Source organism: Psychrobacillus sp. AK 1817 (genome assembly GCF_008807035.1).
GTDB classification, from domain to species: domain Bacteria; phylum Bacillota; class Bacilli; order Bacillales_A; family Planococcaceae; genus Psychrobacillus; species Psychrobacillus faecigallinarum.
This window is the reverse complement of record NZ_CP031739.1, coordinates 3,377,089-3,402,770: the sequence shown is the minus strand read 5'-3', so window position 1 is coordinate 3,402,770 and position 25,682 is coordinate 3,377,089. Positions and strand designations below refer to the sequence as shown.

General features: G+C 37.1%; 24 protein-coding genes and 1 riboswitch. Of the genes, 12 read left to right on the top strand and 12 right to left on the bottom strand.

All coding sequences use genetic code 11. From position 1 onward, the window contains the following. Positions 1-91: 91 nt before the first annotated feature. Positions 92-1,231: a zinc-dependent alcohol dehydrogenase gene (locus D0S48_RS16950; protein ID WP_151112912.1), complete on the top strand. Its 1,140-nt coding sequence runs from the start codon at positions 92-94 to the stop codon at positions 1,229-1,231. Positions 1,232-1,265: 34 nt separating this feature from the next. Here the strand turns inward: D0S48_RS16950 and D0S48_RS16945 are convergent, their stop codons facing one another. Both D0S48_RS16945 and D0S48_RS16940 read right to left on the bottom strand, forming a co-directional pair. Continuing rightward, positions 1,266-2,174 (bottom strand): EamA family transporter, encoded by a 909-nt coding sequence (locus D0S48_RS16945; RefSeq protein ID WP_151112910.1) that lies wholly within the window; start codon positions 2,172-2,174, stop codon positions 1,266-1,268. A gap of 163 nt (positions 2,175-2,337) precedes the next feature. Then, positions 2,338-3,525 carry an MFS transporter gene (locus D0S48_RS16940; protein WP_151112908.1) on the bottom strand — a complete coding sequence of 396 codons (1,188 nt, stop codon included), beginning with the start codon at positions 3,523-3,525 and terminating at the stop codon, positions 2,338-2,340. Between the two features lie 373 nt (positions 3,526-3,898). On the opposite strand from D0S48_RS16940, the gene D0S48_RS16935 reads away from it, so the two are divergent. From D0S48_RS16935 to D0S48_RS16925, 3 genes are all read left to right on the top strand, one after another. Beyond that, entirely contained in the window at positions 3,899-4,084 is a 186-nt protein-coding gene (locus tag D0S48_RS16935; RefSeq protein ID WP_144541402.1) for an SE1561 family protein, read from the top strand. 226 nt (positions 4,085-4,310) lie between these two features. Continuing rightward, positions 4,311-5,840: a fumarate hydratase gene (locus D0S48_RS16930; RefSeq protein WP_151112906.1), complete on the top strand. Its 1,530-nt coding sequence runs from the start codon at positions 4,311-4,313 to the stop codon at positions 5,838-5,840. Between the two features lie 152 nt (positions 5,841-5,992). Then, on the top strand, positions 5,993-7,894 hold the full coding sequence (locus tag D0S48_RS16925; RefSeq protein WP_151112904.1) for a heavy metal translocating P-type ATPase: 1,902 nt from the start codon (positions 5,993-5,995) through the stop codon (positions 7,892-7,894). Positions 7,895-8,643: 749 nt separating this feature from the next. On the opposite strand, the gene D0S48_RS16920 is transcribed toward D0S48_RS16925, so the two are convergent. Together D0S48_RS16920 and D0S48_RS16915 are read right to left on the bottom strand one after the other, a co-directional pair. Further along, entirely contained in the window at positions 8,644-9,615 is a 972-nt protein-coding gene (locus tag D0S48_RS16920) for a YihY/virulence factor BrkB family protein (protein ID WP_225321639.1), read from the bottom strand. Positions 9,616-9,634: 19 nt separating this feature from the next. Next, complete coding sequence (locus tag D0S48_RS16915; protein WP_151112902.1) at positions 9,635-10,027, bottom strand: YtxH domain-containing protein; 393 nt, start codon at positions 10,025-10,027, stop codon at positions 9,635-9,637. Positions 10,028-10,287: 260 nt separating this feature from the next. Here D0S48_RS16915 and D0S48_RS16910 point away from each other — a divergent pair, with 260 nt between their 5' ends. Both D0S48_RS16910 and D0S48_RS16905 read left to right on the top strand, forming a co-directional pair. Beyond that, entirely contained in the window at positions 10,288-11,643 is a 1,356-nt protein-coding gene (locus tag D0S48_RS16910; protein WP_151112900.1) for an alanine/glycine:cation symporter family protein, read from the top strand. Between the two features lie 68 nt (positions 11,644-11,711). Then, positions 11,712-11,933: a DUF1128 domain-containing protein gene (locus D0S48_RS16905; RefSeq protein ID WP_144541394.1), complete on the top strand. Its 222-nt coding sequence runs from the start codon at positions 11,712-11,714 to the stop codon at positions 11,931-11,933. A 291-nt stretch (positions 11,934-12,224) separates the two neighbouring features. Here D0S48_RS16905 and D0S48_RS16900 read toward each other — a convergent pair whose 3' ends face one another. From D0S48_RS16900 to motA, 4 genes are all read right to left on the bottom strand, one after another. Beyond that, complete coding sequence (locus D0S48_RS16900) at positions 12,225-13,139, bottom strand: pseudouridine-5'-phosphate glycosidase (protein WP_144541392.1); 915 nt, start codon at positions 13,137-13,139, stop codon at positions 12,225-12,227. After that, the gene (locus tag D0S48_RS16895) at positions 13,136-14,236 is read right to left on the bottom strand and encodes a carbohydrate kinase (protein ID WP_151112898.1); all 1,101 of its coding nucleotides are present in this window, start codon (positions 14,234-14,236) and stop codon (positions 13,136-13,138) included. The genes D0S48_RS16900 and D0S48_RS16895 overlap by 4 nt, the downstream gene beginning before the upstream one ends. A gap of 104 nt (positions 14,237-14,340) precedes the next feature. After that, positions 14,341-15,105: a flagellar motor protein MotB gene (motB, locus tag D0S48_RS16890; RefSeq protein ID WP_144541388.1), complete on the bottom strand. Its 765-nt coding sequence runs from the start codon at positions 15,103-15,105 to the stop codon at positions 14,341-14,343. Continuing rightward, positions 15,089-15,892: a flagellar motor stator protein MotA gene (motA, locus tag D0S48_RS16885; RefSeq protein WP_144541386.1), complete on the bottom strand. Its 804-nt coding sequence runs from the start codon at positions 15,890-15,892 to the stop codon at positions 15,089-15,091. Before motA ends, motB begins: the two co-directional genes overlap by 17 nt. Positions 15,893-16,081: 189 nt before the next feature. On the opposite strand from motA, the gene D0S48_RS16880 reads away from it, so the two are divergent. The 4 genes from D0S48_RS16880 to D0S48_RS16870 all read left to right on the top strand — a co-directional run bounded on the left by D0S48_RS16880 (position 16,082) and on the right by D0S48_RS16870 (position 19,469). Beyond that, positions 16,082-17,314: an aminopeptidase gene (locus tag D0S48_RS16880; protein ID WP_151112896.1), complete on the top strand. Its 1,233-nt coding sequence runs from the start codon at positions 16,082-16,084 to the stop codon at positions 17,312-17,314. A gap of 92 nt (positions 17,315-17,406) precedes the next feature. Continuing rightward, a complete protein-coding gene (locus D0S48_RS20735; protein ID WP_154310020.1) occupies positions 17,407-17,547 on the top strand; it encodes a hypothetical protein in 141 nt (46 codons plus the stop codon). A gap of 257 nt (positions 17,548-17,804) precedes the next feature. Next, positions 17,805-18,812, top strand: coding sequence for a rod-share determining protein MreBH (gene mreBH, locus D0S48_RS16875; RefSeq protein ID WP_144541382.1), 1,008 nt, complete (start codon positions 17,805-17,807; stop codon positions 18,810-18,812). A gap of 87 nt (positions 18,813-18,899) precedes the next feature. After that, positions 18,900-19,469, top strand: a complete 570-nt coding sequence (locus tag D0S48_RS16870) for a beta-class carbonic anhydrase (protein WP_144541380.1) — start codon at positions 18,900-18,902, stop codon at positions 19,467-19,469. 158 nt (positions 19,470-19,627) lie between these two features. On the opposite strand, the gene D0S48_RS16865 is transcribed toward D0S48_RS16870, so the two are convergent. Together D0S48_RS16865 and D0S48_RS16860 are read right to left on the bottom strand one after the other, a co-directional pair. Beyond that, positions 19,628-20,173, bottom strand: coding sequence for a GNAT family N-acetyltransferase (locus D0S48_RS16865; protein ID WP_151112894.1), 546 nt, complete (start codon positions 20,171-20,173; stop codon positions 19,628-19,630). A gap of 6 nt (positions 20,174-20,179) precedes the next feature. Then, complete coding sequence (locus D0S48_RS16860) at positions 20,180-21,982, bottom strand: M3 family oligoendopeptidase (protein ID WP_151112892.1); 1,803 nt, start codon at positions 21,980-21,982, stop codon at positions 20,180-20,182. A 158-nt stretch (positions 21,983-22,140) separates the two neighbouring features. Between D0S48_RS16860 and D0S48_RS16855 the strand changes: the two genes are divergently transcribed. Beyond that, entirely contained in the window at positions 22,141-22,869 is a 729-nt protein-coding gene (locus tag D0S48_RS16855) for a tryptophan-rich sensory protein (RefSeq protein ID WP_151112891.1), read from the top strand. Positions 22,870-22,966: 97 nt separating this feature from the next. Here the strand turns inward: D0S48_RS16855 and map are convergent, their stop codons facing one another. Together map and thiT are read right to left on the bottom strand one after the other, a co-directional pair. Further along, positions 22,967-23,716, bottom strand: a complete 750-nt coding sequence (map, locus tag D0S48_RS16850) for a type I methionyl aminopeptidase (RefSeq protein ID WP_144541373.1) — start codon at positions 23,714-23,716, stop codon at positions 22,967-22,969. A gap of 51 nt (positions 23,717-23,767) precedes the next feature. Then, positions 23,768-24,346, bottom strand: coding sequence for an energy-coupled thiamine transporter ThiT (thiT, locus tag D0S48_RS16845; protein ID WP_151112889.1), 579 nt, complete (start codon positions 24,344-24,346; stop codon positions 23,768-23,770). 62 nt (positions 24,347-24,408) lie between these two features. Beyond that, a riboswitch (TPP riboswitch) is annotated at positions 24,409-24,500 on the bottom strand. A 102-nt stretch (positions 24,501-24,602) separates the two neighbouring features. On the opposite strand from thiT, the gene D0S48_RS16840 reads away from it, so the two are divergent. After that, on the top strand, positions 24,603-25,667 hold the full coding sequence (locus tag D0S48_RS16840; protein WP_144541369.1) for a M20 family metallopeptidase: 1,065 nt from the start codon (positions 24,603-24,605) through the stop codon (positions 25,665-25,667). Positions 25,668-25,682 lie beyond the last annotated feature (15 nt).

The window sequence follows — 25,682 nt, the reverse complement described above, 5'->3', positions numbered from 1 at the left end:
AATGCACTATGCTATTTTTTGAATTTGAAGTTTTTTTTACTTCCTCCAGGGTAATAATTAATATAGAAAACATTTTAAAGGAGGAGATAGCTTGAAGGCAGTAACTTATCAAGGTGCAAAGGATATACAAGTTAAAGAAGTTCCCGATGCCAAAATTGAAAAAAGCGACGATATTGTTGTACGTATTACTACTACTGCTATTTGTGGGTCAGACCTACATATTTACAGAGGCGGTATGCCAACACGTAAGGATTTTGTAATCGGGCATGAACCCATGGGAATAGTGGAAGAAGTAGGTCCATCAGTAACAAAAGTAAAAAAGGGTGACCGGGTTGTAATTCCTTTTAACGTTTCATGTGGAGAATGCTTTTATTGTCAAAATGAAATGGAAAGTCAGTGTGATAATTCCAATGATAATCCGCTAATCGACTCTGGAGCCTACTTAGGCTACACAGAGCGATATGGCAACTTCCCTGGTGGCCAAGCCGAGTATTTACGTGTGCCCTATGGAAATTATATGCCTTTCAAAATACCAGAATCCTGTGAATTGGAAGATGAGTCATTGCTGTTCCTTTCAGACGTACTTCCTACAGCTTACTGGAGTATCGAGCACTCAGGGATGAAACAAGGAGATACAGTTGCAGTACTTGGCTCTGGACCTATCGGACTCATGGTACAGCAATTTGCTTGGATGAAAGGCGCAAAACGTGTTATAGCGGTCGATCATTTAGCATATCGTTTAAATCATGCTGTTAAAATGAACAAAGTAGAAGCATACAACTTCGAAGAATACGATGATATGGGTAAATACATTAGAGAAATTACAAACGGCGGTGTAGACGTGGTTATCGACTGCGTTGGTATGGATGGCAAAATGTCTACAATGGAAAAAGTCGGACAAAAGCTTAAATTGCAGGGTGGTACTTTAAGCGCCATTGATATTGGAATAGAAGCGGTAAGAAAGTTCGGTACAATCCAATTAACCGGTGTTTATGGTTCCAATTACAATATGTTCCCTCTCGGTAATATTTTTGAGCGAAATGTAACTATAAAAACCGGACAAGCACCTGTTGTACACTATATGCCTAAACTATATGAAATGATTACTAATGGAGATATTGATCCTACTCAAATTATTACGCATAGAGTCCCGTTAGAGCAGGCTAGTGAAGCCTATAAAATATTTCATGATCATGAAGAGGAAAGTATTAAATTTGTCTTAAAACCATAAAACACAAAAAACGTAAGCTAGAAGCTTACGTTTTTTATAACTCATCTGCTATTCCTAATAAAGCAATGCCCACGATTACTACGATTATTACACCGTATTGCTTCTTCGTTAGCTTCTCTTTTAAAAAGACTCTAGATAGTAACACAGAAAAAATACTATAGGAAGCAATGATTGGAGCCGCAATGATTGCATTTGAAGACATGGCAAATACATAAAAGAACTGACCTATTGTTTCTAAAATAGCTGCACTTGTCTTGTCTCTTTCTTTGAATATATTAAACTTGACTTTTTTTATAGCCTTCAGATAAACAAAAGCCACTACCGCACAAATAAAAAATGTAAACTCATACGCTAGTAGAGCTGCGTCCTCCCCGATTAAACTAAGCTCATCTAAATATACTGCATCAGCAAACGTTCCAAGCCCGTCAATTAATGCGTACAAAATTGGAAATATAATAGCCATAAATCCAATAGTATATTTAGTATCTATAGTTTTAGGTTTTGCTTGCAGCACTTGTTTTTCCAGTTGTTTTTCAAAAACAGCTAGTCCGATTACCCCTAATGTAATAATAATAATAGATATTATTTCTAAAGCACTTAGCGAGTGGGTAAAAAAGATAAATAAGAGTATCGTTGTAATAGCGCCAGAGGAGTTTTGAACCGGCGATGCTATTGAGAGTTCTAAGTATCTCAACCCAATATATCCTATAGCCATTGATAGTATGTAAAGTGCAGAAACAGGTAGATACAACACCATATCCATCGGATCAAATTGAATGCCCTTAAGGAACATGTACAATGTTCCATGAATTCCCATGACCAAACCTACCATTACAACTATTTTTAAATGGCTAAATTTATCCTTGGGATCTGTACCCTTTTTATAAAATAAGTCTGCTCCTCCCCATGCTAAGGCAGTCAAAAGAGCAAATATAAACCACATAAGTCTTCCCCTTTTCTCTTTCAATTCTTGAGATATCAAATGTAAATGAAGCTATACAATTATATTAAATGAACTTGTAATGTCAATACTCTAGGAATAAGTTGGAATACTAAATAAATTTGGCTACCATTGCTCAAGTGAGTGATGGTAGCCAAATATTGGTTCACATTTTATCGGTCACAAAGTGGATAGGATTCTTAGATTTTGTAAAAAATATAAGTATAGCAAGAACACCGAGAAGTATAGCGATGAGAATTAGAAAGCTAACTCCCTCAAACAATTGAATAAACAATCCTCCAAAGAAGGGGCCTGAAAGGCTTCCTAGACTGAAAAAAATACCACAGATTAAATTTCCAGTAGGCAATAGCTCTTTTGGGGTTAAATCAGTCATATAAGCTATGCCGAGAGAAAAGGTAGATCCTACAAAGGTTCCCGCTATAAAGAAGAAAGCACCTACAACTATTGCAGAGGTTTCAAAAAAGCTAGCTGCTCCAAATGTACAAGCACCTAATCCAAGCATACTATACAAAACTTGCCTTCTGCCCAAGCGATCACTCAACATGCCAAGGGGTAATTGAGAAGCTACTCCCCCAATGGAAAATGCGGCTAAAATATATGATAAATGACTAATTTCAATCGAGTTCCGTAGAGCATATACCGGATAAATAGCATTCAGGGAAGATTCCAAAAAGCCATAACTAAATGGCGGAATAAAAGCAATCCATGCTACAGCAAAAGTTGCTCCAAATCGTTTCCATGTCCCGTTTACAGTTGAAGAAGAAATTGTTTCTGGCTTTTCATTTTTCAAGAAAAATACTAGAACCCAGGCACATAAACATAAAAGCCCTGAGACGATAAACGGAAGACCCTCAAAAATTTCTACCAGTTGAACAAACAAAGGTCCAACTGCAAAGCCTAGCCCAAAAGAAAGTCCGTAAATGGCTATATTTCTTCCCAAGCGATCCTGAGGAGAAAAACTAGTAATCCACGTTTGAGTAGAAAAATGGAGTGCGTGATCACCAATTCCTATTAACAAACGAAGCACAAACCAAAAGGCTACGCTTTTCCATAAAGGAAAAAGCAGAAGTGAAACTATAACTATAAGCCCACCTATAACAATCATCGGCTTGTATCCATATTTGCGTAGTGGTGGCTCGATGAACGGGGAGATTAACAAAGTACCTATGTATAAACCTGTCGCACTCAATCCATTTAATGTTGCACTTACCCCATCCTGTTCAAAAATGACCGAGATTAAAGGCAAGAGCATCCCCTGCGAAAATCCTGAAATGGAAACTATAATAACTAATATTTTAAAACGTCTGCTCTCTAAAGCTGTAAATTGTTGCATTGGATAACCTCTTCATCTTTTTAATATAATCCAGGTTATCATAACAAAATTTTCATGCTATTTAAACAACAAAAGGCTCAGTCAATATCACTTAAGATTGACCGAGCCTTTATATATTACTAAAATCCTTGTGAGTATTCATAACTGCATTTGCGGCTATTTTGCCGGTGAAATGTCTGAACCGCCTCCTTCTAATGATTGATTGGTTTCGACTATTCACTACGGCCTCCTTTCGTATAACTTATTCATACCTTATCACATAAACAGAATAGTGTAAATATTTTGAATGCATTAATTAATAAAATAACTCTTTTTACCTATCTTTTATGCCGCTGATGTTATATTCTTATCTTATAAAGTGAGGTGTTATTCTGTGGGCAATCAAATATCAAATTCAGAACAACAAGTATCTTATTTAAAAGACCGACTTCAAATGTTTCTAGAAGTACTTGATTCTATTGAACCTGAGACGACTGATTTAGAAGATATAGACAGACTTATTCAAATGATGGATGATTTAGAACTAAAAATGGAACAATTTAAAAACTCTAAAGAGTAGTATTTTTAGCTAAAGGTATCGGAAAATTAATTTCCGATACCTTTTGTTTTTGGAGTAATTATTATTGTTTCTAGAATTCTATTTTCCTTTCAATGAAACAAAGTTCATGAAATATAAACGTCATCATTGCATAAAAGAGCAGTCGCTAAGCTGCTCTTTTTTTCATTCCATTAAAATAGTATACTTGTAATGTTTGTTACTACATACATAAAAGGGGCGCTACCAAATGCAATTGGGACAACTAGAGAGAAGTATTTATGATTTGATTACCGAAACTTCTACCAACTTACCTAAAGATGTGAGAAGAGCGATTCAAAAAGCAAAAGCTGCTGAAAATGAAGGTACTCGTGCTGCAATGAGCTTAGATACAATTACAAATAATATTCAAATGGCAGATGAAAATATTTCACCTATCTGTCAGGATACAGGACTACCAACTTTCAAGATTAAAACTCCTGTTGGTGTAAATCAAATAGAAATTAAGGAAGCTATTAAACGAGCTATCATTACTGCTACTAAAGATGCTAAACTACGTCCAAACTCCGTTGACTCTTTAACCGGAAAAAATAGTGGCGATAATTTAGGAGAAGGTGTACCTGTAGTTAAATTTGAACAATGGGAAAAAGACTATATAGAAATGAAGCTTATTCTTAAGGGTGGCGGATGTGAAAATAAAAACATCCAATATAGCCTTCCAACAGAATTAGAAGGTCTTGGACGTGCAGGAAGAGACTTAGATGGCATCCGTAAATGCATTCTTCATTCTGTGTATCAGGCCCAAGGTCAAGGCTGCTCAGCCGGCTTTATAGGAGTAGGAATAGGTGGCGACCGCTCTTCTGGATATGATTTGGCGAAGGAGCAATTATTCCGTTCTGTAGATGATATTAATCAAAATGAAGATTTAGCCATACTAGAAGCTTATATCGTGGAAAAAGCAAATACATTAGGAATTGGTACGATGGGCTTTGGAGGCGAGGCAACTCTGCTTGGTTGTAAAATTGGTGTCATGCACCGTATCCCTGCGAGTTTCTATGTATCGGTAGCATACAATTGCTGGGCATATCGCCGTATGGCCATTAATATAGATCCTTCCACAGGAGAAATTATAGAATGGCATTACCAAGATGGTGAGAAAATTGAATTTAAAGACGAAACTCAAAAAGAAGCACCTAAAAAAGTTATAGAGCTTTCTGCCCCTATCACCGAAGAGCAAATTCGTTCCCTTCAAGTAGGAGATGTCGTTTCAATTACTGGACGTATGTTCACTGGTCGCGATGCTATTCATCACCACCTTATGAGCCACGACGCACCAGTAGATCTTGATGGCCATATTATTTATCATTGCGGTCCGGTAATGCAAAAGGACGATAATGATAAATGGCATGTTCGAGCTGCCGGACCAACTACCTCTATTCGCGAGGAGCCATATCAAGGTGATATCATGAAAAAGTTTGGTATACGTGCAGTTGTAGGTAAAGGTGGAATGGGCCCTAAAACGTTAGCTGCACTTAACGAGCATGGCGGAGTATACTTAAACGCAATTGGTGGTGCTGCACAATATTATGCTGACTGCATTAAAGAAGTAGAAGGCGTAGATTTAATGGAATTTGGAATTCCAGAAGCAATGTGGCATTTACGAGTAGAAAATTTCACGGCGGTTGTGACCATGGACTCTCATGGTAATAGTCTTCATGCAGATGTAGACAAATCATCTTTAGAAAAATTGTCATTGTATAAAGAGCCTGTATTCTCTTAATTTTAATGGTTGACAGTTAAAATTCTCTAGATTATAATTATTATAAAGTAATATTTAATTTAAATTAACTGGATTTTCCATAGTGAAAATCCAGTTTTACTCTATTTTACAGAGAATTAATAATGAAAATCACTATCAAGAGGAGGATTTATATGTCGACTATAGAAGAAAAGGATACCTTCCTATCTAAAGTAATGCCCCATATAGAATTGATTGCAGCTCTATTTTCTGGGCTTTTAATATTAATCGCCTGGTTTATAGGTAAATCAGGTTTTGAAACAGTCTCCATCGTCTTTTACGTATTAGCTTTTATAATTGGTGGATTTGCTAAGGCTAAGGAAGGAATAGAGGCAACGATAGAGGAAAAAGAATTAAATGTAGAAATGCTTATGATTTTTGCAGCAATTGGTTCATCCATTATTGGTTATTGGACTGAGGGTGCTATTCTTATTTTTATTTTTGCTGTAAGTGGCGCTTTGGAAACATATACGATGAATAAAAGCCGAAAAGAGATTTCTTCGTTAATGGAGCTCCAACCAGAAGAAGCATGGAAGCTTCAAGCTGATGGAAGCACCATACGTGTTTCCATAAAGGATTTAGCAGTCGGTGATAATTTAGTAGTAAAACCAGGAGAAAGAATTCCTGCTGATGGGATTGTGATTAATGGAATGACCTCCGTTGATGAAGCAGCTATTAGTGGTGAATCTATTCCCCTTTCTAAGCAACCAAACGACACTCTATTTGCCGGCACAGTTAACTTAAGCGGCGCCATTACAATGGAAATGACTAAGACCAACGAGGACTCTTTATTCCAAAAGATTATTGATCTTGTACAAACTGCGCAAGATGAAAAGTCTCCTGCCCAACAATTTATAGAACGTTTTGAGGGTACTTATGTAAAAGTAGTTCTAATTGCAGTAGCAGTTATGATGGTTCTCCCCCACTTTTTACTTGGATGGGATTGGAACACAACTTTTTACCGAGCGATGGTTTTATTGGTAGTTGCCTCCCCTTGTGCGCTTGTAGCATCTATCATGCCCGCAACTCTAGCAGCTATTTCAAACGGTGCAAAAAATGGAATATTGTTTAAGGGTGGAATGCATTTAGAAAATATTAGTGAAATGAAAGCAATTGCTCTAGATAAAACTGGTACACTAACTCAAGGGAAACCAGTCGTAACAGACTTCTTTGTAAGGGATGATTTAGATCGTTTATCTACTCTAACTATTCTTGCTACAATCGAATCCCAGTCCAATCATCCACTTGCACAGGCTATTTCGGCATTTGCTAAGACAGAGGGAATTACACAACTTCCAATCATCTCCATTGAAGACAGACCAGGATTCGGGCTGAGAGCTTCAATGGACGGTCAGGAAATTTTAGTTGGTAAGCCTGAATTCGTAAATAAAGCGGATGCTTTTGCTTTCCAAGGTGGAGTCGCTGCTGCCTTAGCTGATGAAGGAAAAACAGTAATTTTCATGCGTGATGAAAAGGGAATTGCAGCTGCTGCTGCCTTGAAAGATACGGTACGCGAAGAAGCTAAAGAGGCTATTAAGCTTTTACAATCGCTAGGTATCAAAACGGTCATGCTAACCGGCGACAATGAAAAAACAGCAAAGGTAATCGCTAAAGAGGCTGGAATAGACCAATATATTGCCGAATGTCTCCCAGAAACAAAGGTTCAGCATATGAAGGAGCTATTAGCGGAGCATTCATTTGTCGGAATGGTTGGGGATGGAATTAACGACGCCCCTGCCCTAGCAACAGCAACAACTGGCTTTGCAATGGGCGAAGGAACTGACGTGGCGTTAGAAACTGCCGACGTCATCTTAATGAAAAATGACTTAAGCAAAATTGCCTATGCAGTAAAAATGTCTCGTAAAATGCAAAGAATCGTAAAACAAAATATCTTTTTCTCTCTTGCAGTAATCACCATTCTTATCGTTTCCAACTTCTTACAGGTTGTAGACTTACCTTTAGGAGTTATTGGACATGAGGGCAGCACCATTCTCGTTATCTTAAATGGCTTAAGAATGTTAAATCGTAAAATTTAATGTAGCATAGCATCCGTCTTGTTAAGACGGATGCTTTTTTTATTGTTAAGAGAAAAAATTCGGGTGCTGTGCGAAATTGTTTGATTTGAGTGAACGATTTTTATTGTTTCTAATCAAACCTTTTTGTGAGCAGCTCCCTCCGTTAGGGGCGCTTTCTTCTTGGTTAGGAGACACTTCTCTCTACTTTAGGAGCGCTTTCTTCTTGGTTAGGAGACACTTCTCTCTACTTTAGGAGTGCTTTCCTTGGTTAGGAGACACTTCTCTCTACTTAGGGCGCTTTCCTTGGTTAGGAGACACTTTGCCATACTTTAGGGGCGTTTTCCTCTTGGTTAGGAGACACTTTTCTTTACTTAGGGGCGCTTTCCTTGGTTAGGAGACACTTTGCCATACTTTAGGGGCGCTTTCCTCTTGTTTAGGAGACACTTTGCCATACTTTAGGGGCGCTTTCTTCTTGGTTAGGAGACACTTTGCCATACTTTAGGGGCGCTTTTCTTGGTTACGAGACACTTTGCCATACTTTAGGAGCGCTTTTCTTGGTTAGGAGACACTTTGCCCTACTTTAGGGGCGCTTTCCTCTTGGTTAGGAGACACTTTGCCATACTTTACGGGCGCATTTCTCCTATTTACGTGATGTTTTCACCTTTTTAGTGGCGACCGCGCAATTTATCAGAAGAGACCCATTTCAATCCTCTAACCAAAAAAACACCAATGGGTTGAATTCATGAATATCTTCAACCCATGGGTGTTTATTAAGCTTTTTTCATTGCTTTCTTATTATCTAGTTGTAACTTTCTCTCTTGCATTACAGAATTGATCTGGCCACCGACCAACAGAATTATTCCTGTGAAGTAGAGCCATAACATGAGGATGATAATCCCCCCAATACTTCCATAAGTCGCAGAGTAGTTAGCAAAGTTACTTACATAGAAAGAGAATCCTAGAGATACGATAATCCATCCCAAAGTAGCAAATGCTGCTCCAGGGAAAACACTTTTTAGTCCAAGCTTAATGTTTGGAACAATCCAATATAGTGCACAAAGCACAATAAACATTATGATCGGGGTAAGTGTCCATCTGATATTATTCCATAGATTCACAAAGTCCTCTTGAAAACCAAAATAAGAAAATAGAATAGTACCAATTTGTTGACCGAAAACCGGTAAAACAAGTGCTACAGCGAAAAGCAGTATCATCAGCAAAGTAAAGACTACAGATAAAGCTCTAACGATAAAAAAGGGTCTCGTTTCTTCAATATCATAAGACCTGTTCAAGGATTTCACAATTGCATTCATCCCATTTGAAGCAGACCAAATCGTACCGAGAATCCCGATAGATAATAACCCGCCATTCCGGCTGACTAGCACATCCGAGACAGTACCATTGATTAACTTATAAACCTCTGCTGGTGCATAGTTTTCTATGAAGCGGAAAACCTGAGCCTCATCTAAATTGAGATAAGGCAGTAATGTAACAATAAAAATTAATAAAGGAAATAAGGACAAAAGGAAAAAGTAGGCTAACTGTGCTGCAAGACCAGTAATATCCGTTCGCTGGATATGAGCGATAAAATGCTTGAAGTACCCTGACCATGATGTTAAGTCATGGTGCTCCTCTTTCTTTTTCTCCTTCTTTTTAAAATTTAATAATTTTAGCTTTTGATACCAGCTTGGAGAGGAAGATTTCTTATTTGATTTATGAGGTTGATCCATCCTTGATAACATTTCTTCCTCTCCTTTCGAATTAAGATTGTAATTTTGGTTCGTAAATACTTTTAGGTTCCTCATCTTCTGGAACTACAATTGATTTATACTCTTCTTTTGATTGAGAGAAAGTATCTTTTGTATCAGTAACAAGAGTTTTAACTTGAGGTGTAATTTCTTTAACCTCATTTACTTTTTGTGAAATATATTTTGCATCTGAAGTGAACTGATTATAAACCGATTGCCATTTATTCACCTGTTGTTCAATAGTCTGCTTCAGCTCGTCACGGTTTTTATTGTAATATTTAATCTCGTTTCTAACTCGGCGAGATTGGTTCATTACGGAATCTCTTGTTTTTCGATCTAACATTGTAAGCGCCCCACCAAGAATAGCACCGTATAATATCCCTTTAACAAATTTGCTTTCACTCATACTTATGACCTCCAAATTTAGCTATTTTATATTAATTTTATTATACCCTGGCTTTTACGAATCAAACTATTAATAATAATATTTTACAAAAATAAGCTTGACTATTTAAGAGAATTTTATGAATATTGTTAAAAGGATAAAAATTAATGTGAAAGGAATTGAATGCAAATAAAGTTAGTTTATTAAAATTTTGTGATTTTCTCGTTTTTTGAGGTACTAGCAAAAACTTTAATAACAAAACGAATTAAGGAGGATATCAATTGGATAAGTTACTAGAAATATTAAAAAGTGTCTCGGATGTACTATGGGGAATCCCTCTACTCATCCTAATAGTAGGGACAGGAATTTTTTTAACCGTCCGAGTCGGTTTCCTACAAATTAGATTGCTGCCAGTAGCTTTAAGGCTTACTTTTTCTAGAAAGCATGATAAAACAGCGGAAGGAGATATATCACAATTCCAGGCTCTAACTACTGCTCTTGCTGCTACCGTAGGGACAGGTAATATTGTCGGTGTTGCAACTGCAGTTTTACTAGGAGGTCCTGGTGCAGTTTTCTGGATGTGGTTCTCCGCTTTCTTTGGGATGGCAACCAAATATAGTGAAGCAATACTAGCAGTTAAATATCGTGTAAAGGATGCTAAAGGTCAAATGGCCGGCGGACCCATGTATTACATAGAACATGGCTTAAAACAAAAGTGGTTAGCAGTGCTGTTTGCTATTTTTGGTGCATTAGCTGCATTCGGAATAGGAAACGGCACACAAGCTAATTCAGTTTCGAGCGCCGTTGAATCTACCTTTGGAATTGAAACGTGGGTTACTGGCATAGTTCTCACTATTTTTACCGCTCTCGTTATTCTTGGAGGTATTAAATCTATTGGTAACGTAACTGCAGTATTTGTACCGGTAATGGCTTTGTTTTACATACTCGCTGGTCTTGTAATAATGGTTACCAATATTACAGCAGTCCCTGAAGCTTTTGCTATTATTTTTAAATCTGCGTTTACAGGAGAAGCAGCAGTTGGCGGAGCTGTTGGTGCAGCTATCCGTTATGGTATTGCACGCGGCGTATTCTCTAATGAGGCAGGACTTGGTTCCGCTCCAATAGCTGCCGCGGCTGCAAAAACTGATTTACCTGGTCGACAGGCTCTCGTTTCTATGACTCAAGTATTTCTAGATACGTTTATAATCTGTTCAATCACAGGAGTTACGATTGTAATGTCTGGGATGTATAAAGATCCTAATATAACTGGTGGGGATCTTACTTCAGCAGCCTTTGGTCACTTCCTTGGGGATTGGGGACCAATAGTAATTGCTGTAGGTCTAATTTTCTTTGCATCTTCTACAATTTTCGGATGGGCGTATTACGGAGAAAAATGCTTCCAGTACTTATTTAAGAATCCATCGTTGTTAATCATTTATCGTATTGCATTTGTTGCCATGGTGTTCATCGGTTCCGTTGTTTCTTTAGATTTGATATGGACCTTTTCGGATATTACCAATGCTTTAATGGCTATTCCTAACTTAATAGGATTACTTTGCCTATCAGGAGTTATAGTTTATGAAACGAAACGTATAAAAAACAAGCTAAAAGAAGAAAAACTGGCTAGCAAGTCTTAATTAGTATTTGACATTCCATCCGTAGCGTGAAATGATATTTCTAATGTATGAAAGGCAGGTACAAAAGAATGGATCTAACACAACCTTCCGTTGAAAATATCAGCTATATGCTTGAAACAATCAAGGAAAAATTACGTATGGTAAATGTAGATGCGATGAAATCAGAGGATTTTAAAGCAACAGCCTATGAAGATCTCGTATATTTATATGAAATGGTCAACAAAAGAGATTCTTTTAGTCCAAGTGAAATGCAAGCAATTGTTGCAGAGCTTGGTAGTTTAAGAAAGTAAGCTGAGCATAAGTCTTTTTCGCAAGTCTAAATCGACGCTGTTTCACAGGAAAAACAAACTATTAGAGAGTTAACCCCGTCTATTCCAAGGTTACCTCTCTTTTTCTTTTCTATAACCGTAGGATGAGTGAGACAGATAAACCATCACATACGACGCGCTAGCGGTGGGGATGGCTTATCTTCCACCCCACGGAAAGCGTCCGACTAAAGCGGAAATCTGCCATCTATTCATGCTTTTAATGTAAATGTAACAAAAAAATCCTTTCCTAAGATTAGGAAAGGATTTTATTACTTAAGATAATTTATTCAATTCAACTGCAATTTTTGCTCCAACTTTTGCATTGTTGTATACAAGCTCGATATTAGATTCTAACGATTTACCTTCAGTTAGCTCTTTTACTTTTCCAAGTAAGAATGGTGTAACGTCTTTACCCTTAATACCATTTGCTTCTGCTTCCTGTAATGCTGATTGAATTACTCCATTCATATATTCCTCATCCAATGAATACTCTGCTGGAATTGGATTTGCGATAATAGCTCCTCCTTGAAGACCAAGCTCCCACTTCACGCTTAACATCTCAGCAACATCTTTTTCCTCATCCATACGGAAGTTAGATTTAAAAGGACTAGTAGCTGTATAGAATGCTGGGAATGCTTCTGTTTGGAAACCTACAACTGGCACACCTTTTGTTTCTAAATATTCTAATGTTAATCCAATATCTAGAATAGATTTAGCCCCCGCACAAACTACCGCAACATTTGTAGAAGCAAGCTCTTCAAGGTCTGCAGAAATATCCATTGTAGTTTCTGCTCCTCTATGAACACCACCGATACCTCCAGTTACAAACATTTGGATTCCTGCAAGATCTGCACAAATCATTGTTGTCGCAACAGTAGTAGCACCAATTTCTTTTGAAGCCACTACGTAAGGTAAATCTCTTCTAGAAGTTTTTCTAGCATTACTACTAGTTGCAAGAGTTTCTAATTCTTCATTTGAAAGTCCAATTTTAATTTTCCCGTCCATTATTGCTATTGTTGCTGGAACTGCTCCATTGTCACGGATGATTTGCTCCACTTTTCTTGCCATCTCTATATTCTGAGGATAAGGCATTCCATGGGAAATGATTGTTGACTCTAGTGCTACTATTGCTTTTCCTTCTGCCATTCCTTGTTCTACTTCTTGTGAGTATGTTAAATATTTTTTCATTGTGTATATTCCTCCAGTTCATTAGTTAGCTTCATTTTAGATAGCTCAGTTCTTACTGTTTCTGCAGATTGTAGTGTTTTTGTTGCGTTTATCATTCCTGTTAACACTGCCTGTTGTACCTCTGCTCCCTCTAGCCACGCATGAAGAGTCCCAGAGACAAATGCATCACCTGCTCCAGTCACGTCAACAACCTGCTCAGTATGTATAGCAGGCATAAACATAGTTTCCTTCTCTTCTCCAGCAAACACGACACCCTTGCTGCCATTAGTGATTATCACGTGACGTATACCTTTTTGAACGAATGCTTCAGCAGTGTTTTTCCATGAATCCTCATCGATAATTTGTTTTTGAAAATAAGTTTCGGCTTCATCCTTGTTAGTTATGAGCCATTCTATACCTTCTAATGATTCTGGCATCCTATTCATCTTTGGAGATGATACTGGAATAATAGCAAGTGGTATTTTGTTTCCAACTGCCAAGGCTTGAATGTATTCCATGACATCCTTAGGACAGTTCATGTCTATTATAATAAGCTGTGCATTGGTCAGATAAGCCTCTTGTTTTTTCATGTATTCTACTGTCAACTGATCATAAATATCCATATTGGCTAAAGCAAATAACATTTCTCCTCCTCTGTCTAAAACAGCTGAGTAAGTTCCCGTGGAGTAGTTTGCAAGTTTTTCCACAGAAAATAAATTCATCCAATGACTAGAAGCCTTTTCAATCGAGGCATATTCCATATCATTGCCGACAACTGTAAGCAAGCGAACGGTATTTCCAAGCCTGCCTAAGTTTTCGGCGATATTTCTGGCTACACCCCCTATGCTTTGGAGACTTGTGGTTGGGTTGGAAGTTCCCATTTGTAATTTATCTTTTACAATATACTTCCTATCAACATTCGCTCCACCTATACAAATAATTTCTTTGTTCTCGGGCAATATATATGCACGTCCAATTATTTTCCCGCTTTTTATAAGCTGAGAAATGATGTTAGCTACAGCTGGCCTAGACATCTTTAGCTCATCTGCCATTTCCTGCTGCGAAGCATATGGATTTTTACGGAGATATGTTAAAACTTTAATTTCCTTTGATTCCAAACCTTTACCTCCTCTCTTTTGAACTTTTGTTTTAATTATAAACTTTTGTTTAAGAAAGTCAAACAAAAACTGACAACTATTTTAAATAATTGTCAGTTTCATCTTTACTGTGGCTGATCGTTTAAGCTACCATCCTCTAATACACGTGGTTGTATCAATACTTCAACACGTCGGTTTTTTGCTCGTCCTTCCCCCGTGTCATTTGACGCAACTGGCCTAAACTCTCCATACCCCTTCGCACTAAAATATAGCGGATCGATTGTTTGATTGTTCACTAATATCTTCAAAAAGTTAACCGAACGCATAACACTTAGCTCCCAGTTAGAGGCATAAATGTTACTAGATATCGGAATATTGTCTGTATGTCCTGTAATGACCACATTTCGAGGTGGATCAAATACTAACAAATCAGAAATATCTTCTGCAATTTGTCTATATTCCTGCTTTACTTCTGCCTCTCCCATATCAAATAAAATACTATCTCTAATAGTCACTAACAATCCTTCATCTGTTAATTCAGTTGCGAATTGTTTTTCGAGTGCATTCACTGCAATATACTCATCTACACTATCTTGAATCTCAGACAATGCTTGCTGGTCTTCAATATAAGCCATGCTTTGATTGGAGTCACCACTATTGTTATTTCTAGGAACATCCATAGGAGATGGCTGTTCCATTAGACCCGTGCCTCCATCAAATACCTGATTAAAAACTGCAGACATTTGGTTTAGCTTTTCTTGGTCTACGGTACTAGAAGCAAATAACACGATGAACAATGCCAATAGCAGGGTTAAAATATCTGCATAAGGAAGAAGCCAAGATTCACTCATTTCCTCTTCATGTTGATGTTTTTTATGCTTCTTTGCCAAGGCCAGCCTCCCCGCTTTCATTTAAAACTTTTTTACGTTCAGACATAGATAGATAAGAAGCCAGCTTTTGTTCTATCACGCGAGGTGCATCTCCTTCTAAAACGGAAAGAATTCCCTCTAGCATCATTGTTTTTTGTCTAATTTCTTGTTTTGATTTTCTTTTTAGTTTATTTGCAAACGGATGCCAAAGGACATAGCCAGTAAAAATTCCTAGCAATGTAGCGATAAACGCTGCAGAAATAGCATGTCCAAGCTTTTCAACATCGTTCATATCTCCCAAGGCAGCTACCAAACCTACTACTGCACCAAGTACTCCAAGGGTTGGTGCATATGTACCTGCTTGAGTGAAAATTTGTGCCCCTGTTGAATGCCTTTCTTCTAATGCGCTAATCTCTTCTGTTAAGACATCTCTAATATAGTCAGCATTTTGACCGTCAATCGCCAAAGTTAAGCCGTTTTTTAGAAATGGATCCTCTACTTCTGTTGTTTTACTTTCTAACGCAAGTAACCCTTCTCTACGAGCCAAATCAGCCCAATTGGAGAACAATTTAATAACCTCACTATCAGGCACTAATTTTTTTTCTTTAAAAATTACACCAAAAAGCTTAGGAATTCTTTTTAACTCATCCATAGGAAATCCTATGACAATTGTTGCTATGGTTCCAACGATAATAATCAGAATAGCCGCTGGATTCAATAGTGCAGCTAACCCTACTCCCTTAAGAACCATTCCTACTCCTAAAGCTACTATTCCTAAGATGAGACCAATTACTGTAGACTTATCCAATTCATTAACCCCCACATTCTATTTCTGTACTTTATTTCGGTTAATTTATCAGTATTTTAATAAAAAGATTCTAACTATAAATTTTATTTAATTTATGTGGACATTTTTTGTCATAATTATCTGTGAAGGATTGATAAAGCACCCTAAAGACTGATACTATATTCTTAAGTAAAGAAAGGAAGTATGAATATGTCAACCTTTGAAAATAAGTTAGAAAAGTATGCTGCTTTAGCTGTTGAAGTAGGAGTTAATATTCAAAAGGGGCAAGATTTATATATTGCTGCATCTACAGAAAGTGTGGATTTCGTTCGCTTAGTAACTAAAAAAGCTTATGAAGTTGGTGCAAAAACAGTATATGTAGACTTTTCAGATGACGAGTTAACACGTATGCGATATGAATTAGCCCCTAAAGATTCTTTTGATTTCTTCCCTCCGTGGAAAGTACAGGAAAGAGAACAATTAGCTGAATCTGGAGCTGCATTCATGAGCATTGTTAGTCAAAGCCCTGATTTACTAAAAGGTATCGATTCTAGTAAAATTTCAGCTTTCCAAAAGGCATCAGGTCAAGCAATGTCTAAATATCGTCAATATGTTCAATCGGACAAAATTAGTTGGTCTGTTGTTGCAGCACCTTCAAAAAAATGGGCAGCCAAAGTATTTTCATACCTACCTCAAGATGAGCAAGTTCCAGCATTATGGGAAGCAATCTTTAGTGCGGTGAGAGCTGACTTAGAAGACCCAGTTGCTGCATGGAAAGAGCATGACCGATTATTGCATACAAAGGTAGACTACCTAAATGACAAAAATTATAAAAAGCTTCATTACACGGCACCTGGTACAGATTTAACAATTGAGTTGCCTACCGGTCATCTTTGGTGTGGAGCTAGTAGCACTAATGAAAAAGGTGAGGACTTCATGGCCAATATGCCTACTGAAGAAGTGTTCACTGTTCCATTAAAAACTGGCGTAGATGGTTACGTAGCTAGTAGCAAGCCTTTAAGCTACGGTGGTAATATTATTGATAATTTTACCGTAACTTTTGAAAAGGGTCGCATTGTAAAAGTAGAAGCAGAAGAAGGCCAAGAAGTATTAGAGCATTTAGTTGCAACAGACGAAGGCTCCCATTATCTTGGAGAAGTAGCACTTGTACCACATGATTCTCCGATTTCTAATTCGAATCTATTATTCTACAACACATTATTTGATGAAAATGCTTCAAACCACTTAGCGATTGGTAGTGCATATGCATTCTGTATCAAAGGCGGTAAAAAAATGACTCGTGAAGAACTAGCTTCCAACGGTTTAAATGAAAGTATTACTCATGTAGACTTTATGATTGGTTCTGAAAATATGAATATTGATGGAATAAAAGAAGATGGCACAAAAGAACCGATTTTCCGAAATGGGAACTGGGCTTTTTAATCACAATCTGTTCACAAAAATAACTTTTTCCTTTTACAAATCTAGTGAAAATAAGTTATAATGATAGTAATATGAATAGTGAGGTGTTAAAAATGGGCTTATTCATAGCAACAGTTCTTGGTTTCGCTGGAGGTATTCTAGCAATTGGAGCAGTAATCATGTTCTATTTCTCAGGGCCAATGAACAACCAAGATGCAATTATTGTAGATCCAAAACCAACAAATAAATTTTAATCTTAGCAACCGCAATGACAATTGCGGTTGTTTTTTATTTTAAAGCTTGTTACTTCTTATTTTTTTCATTTCATTTTGAATACGTTTGTATTACAAAACGAAAACAAATTAGGCTAATATAATCAGTTTCCTACCTTTTAATAGTCTTTTACTAATTGCAACGATTGAAACACATGTAATCTTCCATTATGTAACAAATGGCATTTAGTTTATTTTCCATTATAATAACGTAGAGCAATTGAAATGGAGGAAGACATATGTTGTCAAATTCACATATTGGTATTGATTTAGGAACTGCTAATACTTTAGTTTATACGAAAAATAAAGGCTTACTTATAGATGAACCAACTGTTGTTGCAGTAAACACAAAAACAAAAGAAATCGTTGCTTTTGGATCAGAAGCAAAGAAAATGATTGGTAAAACACCAACCTCTATAGAAGTCATTAGACCTCTTAAGGATGGTGTAATCGCTGACTTTGATGTAACAACTCAGCTTTTAAAGTTGATCATGCAAAAAGCGAGCAAGAAAATGGGAAATGCACTTCGGAAACCTACGGTTATTGTGTGTACACCATCAGGGGCAACATCTGTAGAACGTAGAGCGATTCAGGATGCTGTCCGTCAAAGTGGAGCAAAGGAAGTCCAGCTTATGGAAGAGCCTGTTGCCGCAGCAATTGGCGCAGGCTTGCCAGTTAATGAGCCAGTTGCAAGTATGATTGTAGACATTGGTGGTGGTACAACAGAAGTAGGCATTATTTCTTACGGTGGAGTAGTTGCTTCGAATACAGTTAAAGCTGCTGGTGATCGTATGGATGAGTCAATCATTCACTATATCCGTAAAGAGTTTAATGTAATCATTGGAGAACCTACAGCTGAACTAGTAAAAATGACTATTGGATATGCACTTGTTCCTCATACTGAAGAAGTAATGGAAATACGCGGAAGAGATGTTGTGACAGGATTACCAAAAGTAGTAAAGCTATCCTCCACACAAATTCAAGAAGTATTAAGAGAATCTCTAGAGGCTATTTTAGAAGCAATTCGTGCTACTTTAGAAATATGTCCTCCTGAGCTTTCAGGTGATATTGTGGATCACGGTGTAGTTCTCACTGGTGGAGGCGCTCTATTAAAAGGCTTAGAAGAATGGTTAAGTAGTGTAATCGAAGTCCCTGTCCACCTTGCTCCAGAACCATTGCAATCTGTAGCTATCGGTACAGGTAAATCATTTTTTATTACCACTAATAAAAGAAGAGCAATGAGATAATTAAAAAAAATTAGGAAAGTTTCAAACAAATCTTAAGTAAAGTCCTTTTTTTTCGTATAATATATAGATAAAGAAGGAGGAATTACTATGCCAAGTTTGAACGACATTTTAAACTACAACAAATCATTTGTAGAAAATAAACTCTACGAGCCTTACGTAACGACTAAATTTCCAGACAAACGAATAGTTATTCTAACTTGTATGGATACGCGTTTAGTTGAAATGCTTCCAAAGTCTATGAACCTGAAAAATGGTGATGTAAAGATTGTTAAAAGTGCTGGTGCTGTTATTAACCATCCTTTTGGTGGAATCATGCGTAGTTTAATCGTTGCTGTATACGAGCTTCAAGCAGATGAGATTTATGTAATTGGTCATCATGATTGTGGAATGAGTTCTATACAAACGGATAAGATTCTTGAAAAGATGACAGCTCGTGGAGTTGACCCTCGTGTATTTGATGTACTAAAAAACTCAGGTATCGAGGTAGAAGAATGGCTTGAAGGATTTTCAGACGTAAAGGAAAGTGTCTTACATAGCGTTGATATGATTCGAAGTCATCCATTAATGATTCCAGAGGTTCCAGTTCATGGACTCATTATTGACCCTCACACTGGCAAATTAGACCTTGTTACAGATGGTAATATCGACAAAAAATAATATATTTCCCAGGAAATCGTCATAATAAGAGATTTAGCTTCTGATAAAGTCAGAGGCTAAATCTTTTTTATTTTAAATTCTTCTCTACTACAGTGATTATAATTTCCTTTACCCTTCCAATAAAAAAAGGCTATTCTAGAATAGCCTCCTCTTTTACGCTATAACTCTCCTCTTATAGAAGAATACATATAATGGTCTTCCCATTTCCCATTGATAAATAACAGCTTGCGAAGTAAGCCTTCACGAACAAAGTGATTGTTTTCCAATACCTTGATAGAACCAAAGTTTCTTGGAGATACATATGCCTCGATACGATTTAACTGAACATCCTGTAAACCAAATTGTTTAACAAGTCGAACTGCCTCTGAGGCAATTCCTTTTCCGACGTGTCTTTGATCAATAGAGTATCCAATGAGGCCACTTGAAAAAGGCATTCGCTTTAAACTATAAAGCGATATACTTCCAATCAAGTCATCTCGTTCATGTGTAAAAATTCCAAAACTATATTCTCTTTTTTCCTGCATGAGCATAAGTGATTCTCGAATCTTTTCTCTTTGTACACTAGCTGTATAATATTCTTCTTGATGTAATGGTTCAAAAACAGACCAATACATTTTATTGTCACACACTAAATTCGCAAGAGCAGGTGCGTCTTTCACATTCAAAGTTCTTAAGTAACAACTAGCTCCTTCTAAATATATCAAGCACCGTCACCCTTTAGCATTAGTTAATTGCAAGAATTCTTGGACGTCTTGTATACAAAGGTCAATACCCTTCTTCCAAAACGCTTCCTCTGTAATATCCTCTTGTAGATGTTTCATAGCTAAGTCTTCTACCGACATGACCGCTGTATCCTGTAATAACGCAATATACTTTTCTTCAAAACCTGTACCTTCCTCTTTTGCCTTTGCATAAATACTTAAAGAGAACAAGTAACCAAAAGTATACGGGAAATTATAGAAAGGAACATCGGTAATGTAGAAATGTAATTTAGAAGCCCAGAAATGTGGATGGACTGTGTCTAACGCATCTCCATAAGCCTCACGTTGAGCTTCTTCCATTAATTCATTTAAACGTGTAGCAGAAACAATTCCCTCTTTTCGTTCCTCATAAAATCTTGTTTCAAACAAGAAGCGAGCGTGAATATTCATGAAGAAAGCTACGCTGCGTTGAATTTTATCCTCCAGCAAAGCGATTTTCTCATCTGTCGATTTTGATTCACGAACAGCGGCATCAGCTACAATCATTTCAGCAAAGGTCGAAGCAGTTTCCGCAACACCCATTGCATATCTCGTATTCATCCAATGAACCGGTCTTAAAGCATATGAATGGAAGGCATGACCTAATTCATGTGCAAGTGTGGAAACATTCGACATAGTACCACTATAGGTCATGAAGATACGAGATTCTTGTGAAACTGGCATACCCGTACAAAACCCACCAGGGCGTTTATTCGGACGATCCTCTGCTTCAATCCACCCATTTTCAAAAGCATGACGAGAAAACTCTTCTAGCTTTGGTCCAAATTCTTTAAAATGCTTTAATATGAACTCAGCACCCTGTTGAAAATCCATTTTTTCGGTAGAGGAACTAACTGGTGCATCTAAATCATACCAATGCATCGCTTTTTCGCCTAGCATCGCCGATTTTCTATTTAAATATTCCACAAACGGAGCTTTATTTTTAGAGATTGCTCCCCACATTGCATCTAATGTATCTTGTTTCATTCGGTTAATAGATAGTGGTTCTTCTAAAACATTATCCCAGCCCCGCTTTTTATAGGTCGCTAGGCGGAAGCCTGCTAAGTGATTAAGCGCTTTTGCTATAAAATCTTCTTTTTCTGTCCATGCAAGCTCCAATGCTTCAAACGATTCCTTACGGATTTCAGCTTTGTCGCTAGAGCTCAAATTGTTTGCTTGTCCTACTGAAAGAGATTTTTCTTCTCCGTCAATAGTTATTTTAATACGAATGTCTCCTACAAGCATATCGTACAATTGTCCCCATGCATGATAACCGTCCACCTCAAGTGTAGTTATTAAATCTTCCTCTTTTTCAGAGAGCATTTTACTCGCATTCTCTCTCCATTCATTCAATACAAACTCGAATTGTGATAGTTCATCTGTCTTTAAAAGTTCTTCCCAAACTGTCCCTTCCGTTTTACTAAATACCTGTTGTATAGTATTCATTAAGGAAGACAACCTAGCATACAATGAACCAACTTCACCTTGTAATAATGTTGCTTTTTTATCTGTCGTATCTTGAGCTAGATAGCAGCCAATCACAGCACTAGCTTCCGACAAATTTACTGCTACATCCCTTAATTCTTCAATTGTATGGCTAATTTGTTTCGCCTCTTGTACAGCGGTTGGAACTTCTAATTTTTTTATATTTACTTCAAAGTTACCTAATTTAACTTTTACTTCATCTAAATGTTGTTGTAAAGCTGACGAGCTACTGCCACCTAGATAAAAACGATCTAGATCCCAGACTATTGGATAATTTTGTTTTAACATCAGAAAATTCCCCCTATTTTAAAAATTACCTTGAAATCTATTATACCATGTTTCACCATGTCAATTATTCGTTTTTTTGTCACATTATTTCTATAATTGAATTTGTGCGCTCTTTATTTGAAAGGTATACTTATTAAATATAGAAGGAGGGGGATCTATTGATCAAAATTATCCTTTTGATTTGTGGTTATATTGCAACGATTATTGTTAATATACTTGCAAATACTCTACCTATAAATGGTCAAACAACTGGTGAAATATCTTCTAGAATACCAGCACTTTTTACACCAGCAGGCTATGTATTTTCAATTTGGATCTTTATTTATATATTACTTGCATTCTGGATTTGGAATGTTATAAGAGAATATAGAAATCAACAGAAGATACCCCTACGTAGAGTATTATTATTTTTAGCAACATGTATATTCAATATCTCTTGGATTTTACTATGGCATTATGAAAAATTTAGCTTTGCCCTCATTACAATCATTGCCCTACTTTGGTTCTTATTCTTACTATATCTAACTTATTCCAGCAATGAGTCCAATTGGAAGAGTCGAGTGCCAATATCTATCTATTTGGGATGGATTTTTGTTGCGACGCTAGCAAATTTAGATTATGTGCTTACTTATTATGAATTTAGCGGTTTTGGCATTACAACCTCCTTATGGGTTGTCATTTTCTTAACATTGGCAACAGCTATCGCTCTACATTTTAGGTACCATTATGATGATCGTGCTATTGTATTAGTTTTTATATGGGCTTTTATCGGTATAGCAGTCCGTCATAATATTAATGAATTATTAATTTCAACAGCTTCCCTGTTTTTAAGCGCTGTCTTAGTAGCGGGAATTCTATTTATAAAAAAAACGCCAACGAAAAATTAAATCGTTGGTGTTTTTTATATTGCCTCCTGCCGCTAAATTAACAGAGGGACAAATTTTGTATTTTATAGAAAAGCGCTATTTAATGAAATTCACTCATTTAAATTAATTTAGTTAAAATAATCGGTTCGTCTTTTGTAACTATAATTGTATGTTCAATTTGTGCAACAAGAGATTTATCAGGAGTTACAAACGTCCATCCATCCCCTGACTCTACGATATGTTCAGCTTTTGCTGAGATGAAGGGCTCTACTGCTAGAACCATACCTTCTTTTAAAATTGTTGGATCCCAAGCATCATAATAATTTAAGACATGCTGGGGTGCTTCATGCAGGGACTTTCCGATACCATGACCTGTTAGGTTCATGATGACATGTAATCCATTATCCTTCGCTTCTCTTTCCACCGCTTTACCAATCTGGTTTAGACGAGAACCTGCTTTTACCTTCAGCATAGCACGATTAAATGCACTTTCCGCTACTTGACAAAGTTTTTCCTTGTCTTCGTACCCTTCGCCTACTACAAATGATATTCCAGTATCTGCGAAAAACCCTTCGTATGAACCGGATACATCAATATTTACAAGGTCACCCTCTTTAATCACACGGGAGCCTGGAATTCCATGAGCCACTTCTTCATTTACACTTATACAAGTATACCCCGGGAAATCATACTCTCCCATAGGTCCAGAAATAGCGCCTTTTTCTTTAAATAACTCGCCGCCTATTTCATCTAGCTCCTTGGTAGTTACACCCGGTTTAGTTGCAGCCTTCATCGCTTCTCGTACTTCAGCAACAATTTGGCCTATTTTTTTTAACATTTCTAACTCTTCATTTGTTTTTGCTATCATCTTTACAAGATCCCTTCTTCACTTAGATGTATGATTATCATATCATATATCTTATGAATTCGGCATTAATAGGCGTGGGGCTTTTACGAATAGAATCGCACAAATAAAAGCGGCAAACAAGAACACAGGAATCATATAAGTAGAATTATAAATTAAGGAATAAAGAATTACGTTTTCTCCCTCAGCAAATTCACCAAAAAATAGTATCCCTGATAAAACGTGTGCCAAGTAGCGCAAAAATGAGGCAATTAAGGCACCTATTACAATTGCTATCGCCATTTTTTTCTTGTTTTGATTTTCAAATGCTTTCATATATGCTGGTCTTAATAGACCTGCCATTCCCGCCACCATAAAAGCAATAAAATAATCGATTCCTACTTGAATAACTACTATTTCAAAGGATAATGGCGCCGGGTAAAAGCGCCCCGTAACTACCTGCAATAGTCCAATCAAAAATCCTGTCACAACACCTGCCACTATACCACGGCGAAATGCTATTAAAATAATGGGTACAAGCACAAAGGTAACACTTCCACCCTGTGGCATCCCAAATCCTATTAAATCCATTATATAACCTAATGCTGCGAATATAGCTATTTCTACTAACAATACGACACGCTGATTTCTCATTGTAATCCCCTTTTTTGACCACAAAAAAACGCCGTCGGGACAGAGCCAGACATCGCGCGATTGTCAGTATCCATCCACATCCCTACGCAAGCATGAACTTACAGGTTCTAAGGGTACTATCTCAGCCGCTATAGCGACGCCCCTTGTGGTTTAGAATTTATTTGATTTGAGTTCATTGTAGCCGATACATGTTTATATTGCAACCCCCAAAGGTATTATAGTAGTAATAATAAATCTATTATTAGGAGTGTTTTGGTTGATAAATTTACTTATGGATTTAATCAAAATAAAGAGTAATGATTTGAACGGAGCTAACGAGGCACTGCTTTACTGTAAGGACTGGCTAGAAAAGAGAAACATATCAACAAAAACCTATGAATTAAACACTAAGCTAATGCTTGTAGCTGAAATAGGAGCCGGTGAGGAAACTATCGTATGGAATGGCCATATTGATGTCGTTCCAGGAAATCCCGAGCAATTTGAACCAAAAATTATTGATGATAGACTATATGGGCGTGGTTCTGCAGATATGAAGGCAGGCGTTGCTGCAATGATGCAGGCTTTTTATATACTCTCACAAGATGAACATAAGCTTACAAAAAAAGTCCAGCTACATATAGTTACTGATGAAGAAACAGGAGGAAAAACCTCCAAACACTTAGTTGAACAAGGTCATTGTGGAGACTTCGTTATTTGTGGTGAACCAACTCATGTTAATATCGGTCTTCAGGCTAAAGGAATTTTACAATGGGATATCCATTTAAAAGGGAAAGCCGCGCACGGAAGCCGTCCTTGGGAAGGAGATAATGCGATTGAAAAAGCAATATTATTCGATAAGGAACTAAGAAATTGCTCTTTTATGGAGGCAAGCAATGAATATTATGATTATCCTTCCTTAAACTTGGCAAAAATAGAAGCAGGAGATCGCTATAATATGGTACCTGATAAATGTGTTATTAGTTACTCCTTAAGATTTGTTCCTGGACAAGACGCTGAGAAAATCACAAAGGAACTAAGAGATCTTTTAGAAAAATATCCTGGTAGTGAAATACACTTCCAAGGACACACCCCAGCAATCACCAATAAAGAAGATGACAAGTATATACAAAAACTTTTAGCAGTTTGTAATTCGATTAGACAGACACCTACTGTTCTATTTGGACAGCATGGTGCGGCCGACACACGTTATTATGCAGCTAAGGGTGCAGTAGCTATCGAATTTGGACCAAGCGGTTCTGACTGGCACGGTGATCAGGAATACGTTTCTATATCTTCAGTAGAGGAATATAAGGATATTCTCGTTAGATTTGTACTAGAATAACTAGATATAAGCTAT

Excerpts from the sequence above, each read along its gene's own strand:
- D0S48_RS20735 (WP_154310020.1), top strand. The coding sequence starts at position 17,407 with ATGGGCTTATTCATAGCAACAGTTCTTGGTTTCGCTGGAGGTATTCTA.
- D0S48_RS16870 (WP_144541380.1), top strand. The coding sequence starts at position 18,900 with ATGCCAAGTTTGAACGACATTTTAAACTACAACAAATCATTTGTAGAA.
- D0S48_RS16945 (WP_151112910.1), bottom strand. The coding sequence starts at position 2,174 with ATGTGGTTTATATTTGCTCTTTTGACTGCCTTAGCATGGGGAGGAGCA.
- D0S48_RS16940 (WP_151112908.1), bottom strand. The coding sequence starts at position 3,525 with ATGCAACAATTTACAGCTTTAGAGAGCAGACGTTTTAAAATATTAGTT.
- D0S48_RS16880 (WP_151112896.1), top strand. The coding sequence starts at position 16,082 with ATGTCAACCTTTGAAAATAAGTTAGAAAAGTATGCTGCTTTAGCTGTT.
- D0S48_RS16860 (WP_151112892.1), bottom strand. The coding sequence starts at position 21,982 with ATGTTAAAACAAAATTATCCAATAGTCTGGGATCTAGATCGTTTTTAT.
- mreBH (WP_144541382.1), top strand. The coding sequence starts at position 17,805 with ATGTTGTCAAATTCACATATTGGTATTGATTTAGGAACTGCTAATACT.
- D0S48_RS16920 (WP_225321639.1), bottom strand. The coding sequence starts at position 9,615 with ATGTTATCAAGGATGGATCAACCTCATAAATCAAATAAGAAATCTTCC.
- map (WP_144541373.1), bottom strand. The coding sequence starts at position 23,716 with ATGATAGCAAAAACAAATGAAGAGTTAGAAATGTTAAAAAAAATAGGC.
- thiT (WP_151112889.1), bottom strand. The coding sequence starts at position 24,346 with ATGAGAAATCAGCGTGTCGTATTGTTAGTAGAAATAGCTATATTCGCA.
- D0S48_RS16930 (WP_151112906.1), top strand. The coding sequence starts at position 4,311 with ATGCAATTGGGACAACTAGAGAGAAGTATTTATGATTTGATTACCGAA.
- D0S48_RS16925 (WP_151112904.1), top strand. The coding sequence starts at position 5,993 with ATGTCGACTATAGAAGAAAAGGATACCTTCCTATCTAAAGTAATGCCC.
- D0S48_RS16915 (WP_151112902.1), bottom strand. The coding sequence starts at position 10,027 with ATGAGTGAAAGCAAATTTGTTAAAGGGATATTATACGGTGCTATTCTT.
- D0S48_RS16900 (WP_144541392.1), bottom strand. The coding sequence starts at position 13,139 with ATGAAAAAATATTTAACATACTCACAAGAAGTAGAACAAGGAATGGCA.
- D0S48_RS16905 (WP_144541394.1), top strand. The coding sequence starts at position 11,712 with ATGGATCTAACACAACCTTCCGTTGAAAATATCAGCTATATGCTTGAA.